The organism is Yersinia sp. 22-579 (assembly GCF_030433455.1).
GTDB lineage: Bacteria > Pseudomonadota > Gammaproteobacteria > Enterobacterales > Enterobacteriaceae > Yersinia > Yersinia enterocolitica.
The window spans coordinates 19,125-31,542 of record NZ_JAUJTZ010000011.1; the positions used below are offsets into that span (position 1 = coordinate 19,125).

Here is a 12,418-nt window from a genome sequence, read left to right on the forward strand (position 1 = left end):
GCCCCCAATAGCCATCTCGATAATGTGCTTCAGACTGATTTACGGCTCGCCAGCGGATCTGGATTTGCTAATCTGGCATCATCTGCCTGACAGGCGGCAGCGGTAAAAATGACGTCAGTTGACGAGTTCAGCGCAGTTTCAGCTGAATCCTGCAATACGCCGATAATGAAACCAACCGCCACCACTTGCATAGCGATTTCATTGGGAATCCCAAACATACCGCAAGCCAGCGGGATCAACAGCAATGAGCCACCGGCAACACCGGATGCCCCACAAGCACAGATAGCTGCCACCACACTTAATAACAGCGCTGTTGGCAAATCTACCGGGATACCTAAGGTATGAACCGCCGCCAGTGTTAACACGGTAATGGTGATAGCGGCACCCGCCATGTTGATGGTGGCACCCAATGGAATAGAAACGGAGTATGTATCTTCGTGTAAGTTCATCTTCTTACACATTTCCATATTCACGGGAATGTTTGCGGCTGAGCTACGGGTAAAGAAAGCGGTAACGCCACTTTCGCGCAAGCAGGCAAACACCAGTGGATAGGGGTTACTGCGGATTTTCCAGTAAACAATCAGTGGGTTAACTATTAACGCCACGACTAACATACAACCAATCAATACCACCAGTAGGTGTGCATAGCCCAGCAACACGCCAAAGCCGGTTTCGGCCATAGTGGATGCCACCAGACCAAAAATACCCAGCGGTGCAAAACGAATAACCACCCGTACCACTTTGGTTACCGCGTCAGACATATCATTAATCAATGCCTTGGTGGTATCAGCTGCATGGCGCAGAGCAATGCCCAAGCCGACAGCCCAGGCCAGAATGCCGATATAGTTCGCATTCAGTAGTGCATGGATTGGGTTAGCAATGATACTGTTCAACAAGCCTTTCAATACTTCAGTAATCCCACTCGGCGGGGTGATATCCGCAGTATGAGTGGCCAGGATCAGGGTTGATGGGAAAATAAAGCTCACTACCACGGCAATCAGTGCGGCAGAGAATGTGCCCAACAGATATAAAAACAAAATAGGGCGGATACTGGTTTTTTGACCTTGCTTATGGTTGGCAATAGAGGCCATGACCAGCATCAAAACCAAAACAGGGGCGACTGCTTTCAACGCGCCGACGAATAATGTACCCAGCAAACCCACGGCCAGTGCGGCCTGAGTTGATACCAGCGCTAAAATAATCCCGGCAATCAAACCGACCAGAATTTGCTTAACCAAACTGCCGCGGATAATAAATCCGATAAAGCCAGACTGTGTCTTTTCCATAGTTTCCAGTGATACCTCTTCCCAATCTTTAGTTAATTAGCGCATGAGCCGGAACGGGGCCCAATGCTAAGTTTCCACACCTGTAACTTTGTATTATTTGTAACTGGGTGTGTTTGCTTTGACAGTATAAGGGAATCTATTGAGCAGGAAAGAAACAATCAGCAAAATCCAATGCAGATCAAATTTGCATAACATTTTGTTTACATTTGTGTGATGGCAATAACATTTGGTTGCTGGCGAAATAAGCGAGATAAATGCGGGGCAGTAATCGCCCCGCATAATATATTGTATCGTTATGCTAACTATTTATCGGTAGTATTATCTGCTGCTAAACGCTTGTCTGCACGATGATTTGCCCACGCATTAATTAACAATGTTAGAGCAAGAATACCTGCCACCACGCCTAATGAAATGCCAATAGGGATATGGAACAGATCGATAAGCATCATTTTGGCACCGATAAAGACCAATATTACGGATAAACCGTATTTCAACATGGAGAAACGCTCAGCCACGTTTGCTAACAAGAAATACATAGCGCGCAGGCCTAAAATCGCAAACAGGTTAGAGGTCAAAACAATAAAGGGATCGGTGGTAACAGCGAAGATAGCCGGGATACTGTCGACGGCAAAAATCACATCGCTCAGTTCAACCAGAATTAATACCAATACTAATGGCGTGGCATAGAGCAGGCCATTTTTGCGCACAGTAAAGCGGTCACCATGTAACTCGTCAGTCATGCGCAGGTGATTGCGAATCCAGCGTACCAGTGGCTTTTCGCCGATCGGTGTACTGTCTTCTTTCGCCAATGCCATTTTGATACCGGTAAACAGGAGGAAGGCACCAAACAGGTACAAAATCCAACTGAATTGCGATACCAACCAGCTTCCGGCGAAGATCATGATAGTACGCAGCACGATCGCGCCTAATACACCGTAAATCAGTACTCGGCGCTGCAAATTGGCAGGAACAGCAAAATAGCTAAATAGCATCAGCCAGACGAAGACGTTATCGACAGCAAGTGCTTTTTCAATCAGATAGCCGGTCAGGAAGGCCAGTGCTTGCTTGTCGGCGATTTCCCGGCCCATAGTTTCGGTCAGATACCACCAGAAACCAGCGTTAAACAGCAAAGACAAACTCACCCACACCAGCGACCAACAGGCAGCCTGGCGTAGAGTCATGGTTTGTGAGCCACGACGCCCCTGCAACAATAAGTCGATGGCGAGCATAATTGTCACAACAACGGCAAAACAACCCCACAATAAGGGAGTACCCACGGTATTCATCATTAAGGAACCTCATAAAAACAAAAACGGCCAACGTCGGAAGACGCCAGCCGCTATGTCTGAGCTGCAAGCAAACCTCGCCTTCCGGCAAGGTCTCACTTACAACTCTATTAATGCATACCCATCATTCTTCAACTCGAATTATTTTGGGTATGGAAGCATCTAAACAGATGCCAAAACATTAATGAGGTTGCCCGGTAACCGGGTGCTTTCGCACCGTAATGACGGCAAACCGGCAATGAAGTTACTCCCCTTTGCCGCGCAAAAATAATGGAAAACGGCCGACAGGTCAATCGCTGAAACAAAATATTAACTATGTATCCTTCATATGCGCAGCTTACCAGTAACACCCATTACTGTGGATATACTGCCGGTGGCTGAGAATCCGCTGGGAAAATAACCCCTGTTTGGCGGCGAATATCTGTCTGGATACGTGACGTCAGTAATGACAGTTGCAAGCCATCGTGTTCCACCTGATTGGCTTCAACCAGATTGGCAAAAACCTCAGCTTCATACAGCATAGTATTAATATGCTGGGGCTGCGTCAGATCTTGTGAATGGCTGCCTCGGGGGGTAAAGGCCACAGACAGGCATTCAGAGATGCTTTCGATAACCAATGAACCATCTTCGCCCTGAATCTCACTGGGAATATCGGATTGGCTCACTTTTGAATGGATAATCACCACATCAAAATCACCATAATTTAGACAAACCGTCCCATGCGCATCAACACCACTCGGTAATAAACTCGCGCTTGCCAGTACGGATTTAGGCTCTCCCCATAATGCTAAAGCACTTGCCAGGCAGTAGTAACCGATATCCATGATAGAGCCATTTGAAAATGCTGGATTAAAGGTATTAGGATTTTCGCCATTCAGATAGCGCTGGTAGCGTGAAGAATATTGGCAGTAATTGATGAAAGCTTTACGCAATTTCCCCACACGCGGCAGAGACTGCTTTAGCTGAGTAAAATTAGGCAGATAGGCTGTTTTAAATGCTTCGAATAATACCACTTCATGCTCGCGAGCACAGGCAACCAAATCTTCAACTTCTGCAAAATTAGAGGCTAATGACTTTTCACAAATAACGTGTTTTTTATGGCTGAGGAACAATTTGGCTTGGGAGTAATGCAAGGCGTTTGGGCTGGCGATATACACCGCATCTATCTGATCGCTTGCCGCCATGGCTTCAAGATCATCAAAGTATTCAGTAACGTTATAATTATCACCAAACTCTTTAGCTTGCTCCAATTTACGCGAATAAACAGCGGCCAGTTTCATTTTGCCACTTTCGTGGGCGGCATCAACAAAGCGCGCGGTGATCCAATTGGTACCAATAACAGCGAAGCGAATCATAGTGAACTCCATTCCTACAGAAGAAAAACACATTGAACCGCCCCGTAAGCAACGGATTGGTTTATTAAAGGCTAGTAAATAGTGCCAAACAGATCCAAGTGTGTCAGATAAAGGCGCGTATCAAACTCTAATTGATGATATTGCGGTTCCATATGACAGCACAAACTATAGAATGCTTTGTTGTGATCTTTCTCTTTCAAATGTGCTAATTCATGCACCACAATCATTTTCAAAAAGGCTTCAGGGGCATTTTTAAATACCGTAGCGACTCGGATTTCTGCCTTGGCTTTTAATTTACCACCTTGCACTCGGGAGATAGCGGTGTGCAGCCCTAGCGCATGTTTCATCACTTGGATTTTACTGTCATAGGCTACTTTACTGAGTGGTTGAGCATTACGCAGATATTGATTCTTTAAATCAACCGTATATTGATACAGCATTTTATCTGTATTGTAATCATGAGGTTGCGGATAGCGTTGCCGTAATACACTTCCCAACCGTTGTTCACTGATAAGTTGCTGTACCTGGGATTGTAAGTGTTCTGGATAACCTTGCAGATAGGTGAGTTCCTGCATATATATGTGCTCTGGCTGCCAATGGTTTTGTGTATCTTGAGGGTGATAATAGCGTTTTCCGATGGGTTAGACAAAACCGGTGAATCTTTGCTGAAGGAAAGATACCTGCAATAAATTTACAGGTATCTTTTGTTGCTATCAGAACGCGTATTTTATGCCAACCAAGGCATTAGTATCGTTGGTATTATAATTTCCAATCTGATGATTGATATTTGCCCAAGCATGCAATCGCTGGTCAATTTTACTTTCTACGCCAATTTTGAATTCAGCACTGTTTTTGCTGCCATTCTCAACACCTTGCCCTGAAAGTTGTGTGCCGGTATTGTGATTTTGGTGAAGCCAGTTAACAGCAATAAATGGCATGAATTGTTGTTCTGAGTTATTGGTGGTTTGCAGGTATGTTTTGGCACCAATACGCGTTATCAATTGGCCTCTATTCGTATAATTGATGATGTCTTTATTGGTCGCAGTATGAGTTTGAGCATTTAAGCCTACCCAGGTAATTTTTGCATTAGGCTGGATGAAGTAACTCAATTGCTCAGTACTACCAATATTAAAGGTATAACCGCTTTCTATTGAGCTGGTGAAACCAGAAGATTTATATTTTTCCTCTGCCAGCTCTTGACCGTTAACGGCATTATTAAACCAGCTATATTGCGCCAAGGTATCAATGTAGAGCCCAGTCTTATTTTGTTGATCGGTTAGCCAGGTTGCATATACGCCAAAGTTATAGCCATTAACGGAACCATTAGAGTAATAACCTGTAATGTTAGATTTGCTGTGATTAGTTGCTTTACCCATTCCGGCCAACATACCGATTCGCCCGCTGCCTTGCGTGCCAATATCCCACTTGGCTACATCGCCACCAAGCTGAATCGAGTAGTATTTTCCTTTGATATTCAGTTGGTCAACGGTTTTTCCAAACTGTTTTATTCCGCCCTGAGTCTGTATCCACATACTGGAGGTGCGCCATTCTCCGGTCGCTGCATCTTTATATTTATAGTTCCCGGAGCGATTATCCAGGTCAGTAGTGAATAGATTTCTTGCCATTGAGAGATTGGCAATATAACTGCCGTTTTCAGGGCGATAAACGGGCTTATAGGTCTTTTGGGGCGCATTTTTGCTACGCTGAATCTCAACCTCGGGTTTGGTTGGCGCTGCCATAGCATTAATATCCTTTGGTGGGATATCTTTTGTAACTTCAGGAGATTTATCCACTGAAATATTCTTTGGTTCGTTTTCTATTTCAGTTGTTGGAGCTGTTTTTTGAGATGCATTAGCTGATGCACTCTTCTCTTTTTCTTTTTGCTCCAGGATCTCTGAGAGAGTAGCAGTCAGTAACTCATATACTATCCTGTCAGGGTATTTTCCAGTAGTGGGTGGATTAACGTTTGGTTTATTGGCTTTATCTTCCTCATTACCTACATTTGGTATAGCCTCCTCTATCTTTTTCCCTGTCATAGGTTTCTTATCAACAATTGCAGCATCACTGATCATATACCAGTTTTTGTTACGATTATCCTCACTACCACGTCTGAGAAAATATTCATATGCACCGGCGACATTACGACCATCTTGTTTAAAGTTGCCATCAGATTGACCTTTAACCTCGATTAATAGAATACCTAAATCAGTTTGTGCGCCTTCACCGCCTAAATTATTAATTATGACCTTGGTATCACCCGATGTATTACCTTCGATCAGCATACGGTCAGTTTCGGAGTCATCTCCCTCTAGTTTGCTATAGAAAATTAGGGTGCCGCCGTCGCTATGATAATCTCCGTTAATGGTTAATTTATTGCCTGCCTGGTCATGATTTAGATGGATCTGGCTATTTTCTGAAATATTAAGTGCAGCAACACTTGAATCTCCAGCTATATACCATTTGCTTTGCCCATCGATAGTCATACGAACACCGTTCGCTTTTGTATTAACTGTACTATTAGATAATACGAGTTCAGCATCGGCCTTACCTATAATTGGGCTGGAAGAAAAATCTGTTTCTAATATTTTTAATGTACCTGCTTGTATATTCGTTTGGCCTTGGTATATATATTGGTCACCTTGTAATGTGAGTGTTTTTCCAGGGCTGTCTATGGTTAATGAACCACTGCCATCCATATATGAATACACTTCTATTTTGCCACCTACACCTTTGAAAATCATATCTCCATCATTCGTAATATCATAGTTATTACCTTTTAATACTGAGCCTGGCAAAAATGTGGTGCTGCCATTTAGTGTTACATCATTGCGTAATTCGAAGGTACCTTCAATGGTGGTATCTGATAGTATTGGAGTACCTCCGTAAAAAGAGCCAATGATTAATTCTCCTCCTTTTCTTATATACGTTTTTTCTGCAGTTCCACTATCAGCGATGTAAAAGCGGCCATGCATTCCAACAGTGGTATCTTTGGCTTTTCCGGTTTTGAATATCGCCATTTTTATAGTCGTTTCTGGACTTACTGGTTGCTGGTTATTTTCCTCTTCAGTTAAGCCGACAAAAGTCTTTGAAGCTGTGGCATTGTCTGTTACCCACATAGTGCCCTTGCTAATTATAGTGGTATTAGCTTGGCTTTCGTCATTTAATGAAAATATTGGCACCATATAATCGCTATCAACTAGAGTATTGAAAGCTTCGGCGTTTTCAGTGAGCGTCAATGGCCCTTCCGCATTGAGGACAGCATTCTCCGCTTTTTGACTCGATATTAATTTTACATATTTATCGTTCACTACTCCCTCATGAGTGGGAGCTATGTCTGCATTTACGTTTGTAGATATACCACCTAATATAAATAATACGGATGCAACAAATTTAGCGATAGGGCTTTTTTTTAGCATGAGTTCATTTTGTTTAGGTAGCGAAGTTATTAACATATGTTCTCTTGAGTTATTTATATTTTCCATGGTTTAGTATCACTAATCCTTATAAATGGCTGGCAACCCCATGACTTATTGTTATGGAGAATTGTTTTTAATTTCTAATTTAAATATATGATAAATAAGACAGTAAACCTCGTGGCTGTGGATTATATTACAATGTGAATTAGTCTTTATAATTTTTTATTTTGATGTGTGAGATATACTTGTTAATAATTCTTAATTTACTTGTTTCTTATTACTCTCATATTTTAATAAGAGATATTTATTTCCTTTGATAATTGATAGTTATGGTTTAGCGGGATGTTTTCAGCGCAAAAGTGTAAAATCTGCCTTCTGAGGTGCAGCTTAAAGTGACATGTCGGCGCCTAAAACGGCATTTAAGTAAAAAAACATTTTACTGAGCGTCCGTTTTAGGGGATAAACAGCCCAAATTTGTTATTTCTAATAGAAGCCAGGAGCGGTGATGAGCCAAGTCTTACTGGGGACACAAAGCTTTGAGCTTGAGCGTTTCCCCCCACAAGAAAATTCCAATACCTTACAGGCATGGGAAGCAGCAGATGAATATCTGCTACAAAACATTGACTTAAACCAAATTGATGGCCGCCCGGTGCTGGTGTTTAACGATCAGTTCGGTACGCTGACCTGTGCTTTACATGCTTATCGCCCGTTTAGTGTCAGCGACTCTTATATGAGCCAACTGGCAACGGCACATAATTTACGTTTAAACCATCTGGATGAAGATGCTGTCTCATTGCTGAGCAGTATGGATGCTTTGCCTGAGGCCCCTAAGCTGGTGGTGATTAAGATCCCTAAAGCTTTGGCGCTGTTGGAGCATCAATTGCGTGCTTTGCGACGTGTCGTTGCGCCAGACACGGTGATTATTGCCGGGGCGAAATCTCGTGATGTGCATAATTCAACCCTGCAATTGTTCGAAAAAATTCTCGGGCCGACTAAAACCACGCTTGCATGGAAAAAAGCACGCCTGATTCACTGCGAAGTGGCCGATATTCCACTGGCTGAGGATGCGCCGGAAACGATCGATTGGCCGCTGGCAAATACCGAATATGTCATTCATAACCATGCGAACGTTTTCTCTCGCAATAATTTGGATATCGGTGCGCGCTTCTTTATGGAAATTCTGCCCTATGATGTTGAGGGTAAAATAGCCGATCTGGGTTGCGGTAATGGGGTAGTGGGTTTAATCGCGTTGGAGCAAAACCCGCTGGCAGAAATGTTATTCGTCGATGAGTCATACATGGCGGTGGCATCCAGTGAGCTGAATGTGACCTATAACCGTCCGCAAGATTTGCCGCGTTGTGAATTTATGGTGAGTCATGGTTTGGCTGGTGTTGAGCGTGAGAGCTTACAGTTGGTGTTATGTAATCCGCCATTCCATCAACAACACGCCGTCAGTGACCATGTGGCCTGGCAGATGTTCTGTGATGCCAAACGCTGTCTGAAAGTGGGCGGCGAACTGATGATTGTCGGTAACCGTCATCTGGATTATTTCCACAAACTAAAACGGTTATTTGGTAACTGCGAGACGCTGGATTCCAATCAGAAGTTTATGGTGCTCAAGGCAGTGAAGACGGCCTCATCGCGCTCTGAGGGCGGTGGTAGTGGTAGTCTGGACATGTCGTACAGCGATTTCTAATTATCCTTTGTCCTTGAAGCCACAGGGGTGTTAGCGGCGCGCACTCACCCGAATCACTGACTTGAGTCAGCTCATCGGGATTTGTTTACTTGCTGCCGACCTGTGACTCCAATGACGTTGGATAAACCTTTGTTCTGGAAGCCACAGGGGTGTTAGCGGCGATTCCAATGACTGTGGGTATATCTGCTGCGGGGTATGGTATTTGCCACACTCCGCTGCTGTGATCCCTATATAGTCAGCGCCAGCCGTGTTCCTTGATCTATTGCCCGACGGGCATCCAGTTCGGCGGCGATATCAGCACCACCAATTAAATGCACCGTTTTTCCCATTTCCAGCAAGGGTTGATGCAACTCCCGACGTGGCTCCTGACCGGCACAAATAATAATGGTATCGACAGGCAGGCAACTGGCTTGTTCTGCTCGAATGATATGTAAGCCCTCATCATCAATACTTTCGTAGCTGACACTGTTGAGCATTCTCACTCCGCGCATAGCCAGGCTGGTGCGGTGTATCCAACCGGTTGTTTTCCCTAATCCTTCACCCACTTTACTGGTTTTTCGCTGTAACAGAAAAATTTGCCGTGGTGATGGATGGACTTTTCCCCCGACGGGAGATAAACCGCCGCGCTGGGCCAAATCTTGATCAATGCCCCATTCTTGGCTGAATGCGCGGCTATCCAGGCTGCTGGAATCACCCGATTGGCTGAGATATTCGGCTGTATCAAACCCAATTCCACCCGCACCAATAATAGCCACTCGCTTGCCCACTGGCTTTTTATCACGCAGGACATCCAGATAAGTGAGTACTTTGGGATGCTCAATGCCTTTGATTGCAGGTAAACGTGGCCGAATACCGCAGGCAAGGATCACTTCATCAAAATCAGCCAGTTGCTCCGGCTGAACTGGAGTATTCAACTGTTGAATAACACCATGAAGCACTAATTGACGGCGGAAATAACGCAGAGTTTCGTAGAACTCCTCTTTGCCGGGGATCTGTTTGGCAATATTAAACTGGCCGCCAATATCGGTTGCTGCATCAAAAAGTGTGACTTGATGGCCACGGCTGGCGGCGGTGACGGCAAAAGCTAACCCGGCGGGGCCAGAACCGACGACGGCAAGCCGTTTTGGCGCTTCTGTCGGTAATACGGGCATTTCGGTTTCACGGCAGGCGCGAGGGTTGACCAAACACGAAGTCAGCTTGCCGTCAAAAATCTGATCCAGACAGGCCTGATTGCACCCGATACAGGTATTAATTTCATCAGCCCTGTCCTGAGCTGCTTTTTGCACAAAAGCGGCATCGGCGAGGAAGGGGCGTGCCATTGATACCATATCTGCACAGCCGTCGGTCAGAACTTGCTCTGCTACTGAGGGGTCATTAATCCGGTTGGTGGTGATCAGCGGGATGTTCACTTTTCCCATCAATTTGCGGGTCACCCAACTGAATCCCGCGCGTGGCACCATGGTGGCGATAGTGGGAATTCTGGCTTCATGCCAGCCGATACCGGTGTTAATTAAGGTAGCACCGGCTTGCTCGACTGCTCGCGCCAACAGTTCTATTTCATCCCAACTGGAGCCATCCTCCACTAAATCGAGCATCGAAAGGCGGTAAATCAAGATAAAATCAGGGCCAGTTGCCGCTCGAACGGCCCGTACGATTTCAACGGCAAAACGCATGCGACGCGTAAAGTCACCGCCCCATTCATCATTGCGCTGATTAGTTCGCGCAGTCAGAAACTGATTAATCAAATACCCTTCAGACCCCATCACCTCGACGCCGTCATAACCCGCTTGTCTGGCTAACTGCGCGCAGTGGGCGAAGTCGGCAATAGTTTGCAGCACTTCGTCGTGACTCAATTCCTGAGGGGCAAACGGGTTAATCGGAGCTTGTAATGCTGAGGGGGCGACTGGCTGTTTTTGATAGCTATAACGGCCCGTATGCAAAATTTGTAGCGCGATTTTACCGCCTGCAAGATGCACCGCATCAGTCACAATTTGATGGTGTGGCACTTGTGTGGCGTCATTTAGCACCGATGCACCTTGATACACGACGCCTTTTTTATTGGGCGCAATACCCCCAGTGACAATCAGGCCGACGCCTCCCGCAGCTCGCTCAGCATAGAATGCCGCCAAGCGTTGTGGGCCATCAGGCAACTCTTCCAGCCCGGTATGCATCGAGCCCATTAATACGCGATTTTTCAGGGTGGTGAAACCAAGGTCTAAGGGGGCGAGCAGGTGAGGGTAAGCTAACATTGCAGTCTCCATTATTGTTATTCCTCTCCGTTACAACTGCTTTCGGCAAGTGGTCGGATGAGATTTTTTATTCAAATTTAGACGGTGCGATGCAACTTGGGAAATCACAATGTGCTGATTGTGATAGCCGTCATGAATATGACTGCGTTTTATTCAATGAGGGCCACTGAAGATTTTCTCTTTAGTCGGCCGATCAGCCGTTTGCCGTATAGACCGATAATTAGCCCACTAATAATGAATACCATCGCGATGATTTTCCCGGAGGGAATACTTTCATTAAAAATCATCACTGAGCCTAGCATGCCGAAAATCGGCACTAACAGGGATAACGGTGCGACGACTGAAACGGGGTATTTGGTGAGCAATGAATTCCACACCCAATAGGCGAATAATGTATTCGGATAAACCTGAAACAAAATAGAAAATAGTGTGGTTGTATTAAAATGTATGGCTAATTCAGTAAATCCACTTGGCCCATTAAAGAGATAACTCAGTATGAATAGTGGAATAGGGGAGAATAAACTCGACCACACCAAAAATGAAAATACCTGCTTAGTATCGGATTTTTTAATAATAATGCTGACTAACCCCCAAACTACCGCGCCGCATAATACCAAAGCCAGGCCAATAAATGTCACGGAACCGTCACTGATAAATATGATGCTGGTTAGCCCTAATAGGGCGACGACAATACCTATATATTGATATTTCGATAGATTCTCGTTAAATAAGAATGCGCCAAGAACCATAGTAAAAAAAGCACCAAATTGCAGCACTAAAGAGGCGATTCCAGCAGATATGCCGGCTTTGATACCCAGATTGACAATGCCCCAGAGACCGATGCCAAATAAGAGTCCGTAACCTATTATATAACGCCATGAAGTATCTGGTTTCTTAATAAAAAAGACTGCTGGCAACGCGCAAAGAGTGAAGCGAATACCCGCTAAAATAAGCGGATCTGTGGTAATTAGACCAAGTTTTATAATAGAAAAATTTACGCCCCAGATGGCAGTGATCAATAGAGCAATTAAAAAATCAGTGAGTTTCACACAACCTGCCTATATTTGTTGGGGTTAATTAATTTGAGTAGACGGATATCACTGTGGCAGTTTCCACGGCGAGTATCAATA

Annotated in this window: 8 protein-coding genes; 1 reads left to right on the plus strand and 7 read right to left on the minus strand. The window is 44.8% G+C overall.

Annotated elements, in window-relative coordinates:
- Positions 1-29: 29 nt before the first annotated feature.
- The 5 genes from sstT to QSV56_RS14205 all read right to left on the minus strand — a co-directional run bounded on the left by sstT (position 30) and on the right by QSV56_RS14205 (position 7,409).
- Positions 30-1,286, minus strand: coding sequence for a serine/threonine transporter SstT (gene sstT, locus QSV56_RS14185; protein ID WP_046694496.1), 1,257 nt, complete (start codon positions 1,284-1,286; stop codon positions 30-32).
- A gap of 302 nt (positions 1,287-1,588) precedes the next feature.
- Entirely contained in the window at positions 1,589-2,575 is a 987-nt protein-coding gene (locus QSV56_RS14190; RefSeq protein ID WP_019080013.1) for a TerC family protein, read from the minus strand.
- A gap of 350 nt (positions 2,576-2,925) precedes the next feature.
- A complete protein-coding gene (locus QSV56_RS14195; RefSeq protein ID WP_046050195.1) occupies positions 2,926-3,927 on the minus strand; it encodes a Gfo/Idh/MocA family protein in 1,002 nt (333 codons plus the stop codon).
- Positions 3,928-3,998: 71 nt separating this feature from the next.
- Entirely contained in the window at positions 3,999-4,502 is a 504-nt protein-coding gene (locus tag QSV56_RS14200; RefSeq protein ID WP_019080011.1) for a M48 family metallopeptidase, read from the minus strand.
- 138 nt (positions 4,503-4,640) lie between these two features.
- Complete coding sequence (locus QSV56_RS14205; protein ID WP_046050196.1) at positions 4,641-7,409, minus strand: autotransporter outer membrane beta-barrel domain-containing protein; 2,769 nt, start codon at positions 7,407-7,409, stop codon at positions 4,641-4,643.
- A gap of 439 nt (positions 7,410-7,848) precedes the next feature.
- Between QSV56_RS14205 and rlmG the strand changes: the two genes are divergently transcribed.
- Positions 7,849-9,039: a 23S rRNA (guanine(1835)-N(2))-methyltransferase RlmG gene (gene rlmG, locus QSV56_RS14210; protein ID WP_046694499.1), complete on the plus strand. Its 1,191-nt coding sequence runs from the start codon at positions 7,849-7,851 to the stop codon at positions 9,037-9,039.
- Positions 9,040-9,266: 227 nt separating this feature from the next.
- On the opposite strand, the gene QSV56_RS14215 is transcribed toward rlmG, so the two are convergent.
- On the minus strand, positions 9,267-11,288 hold the full coding sequence (locus tag QSV56_RS14215; protein ID WP_046694500.1) for an FAD-dependent oxidoreductase: 2,022 nt from the start codon (positions 11,286-11,288) through the stop codon (positions 9,267-9,269).
- 149 nt (positions 11,289-11,437) lie between these two features.
- Positions 11,438-12,337 (minus strand): EamA family transporter, encoded by a 900-nt coding sequence (locus QSV56_RS14220; RefSeq protein ID WP_219650094.1) that lies wholly within the window; start codon positions 12,335-12,337, stop codon positions 11,438-11,440.
- Between the last annotated feature and the right edge of the window lie 81 nt (positions 12,338-12,418).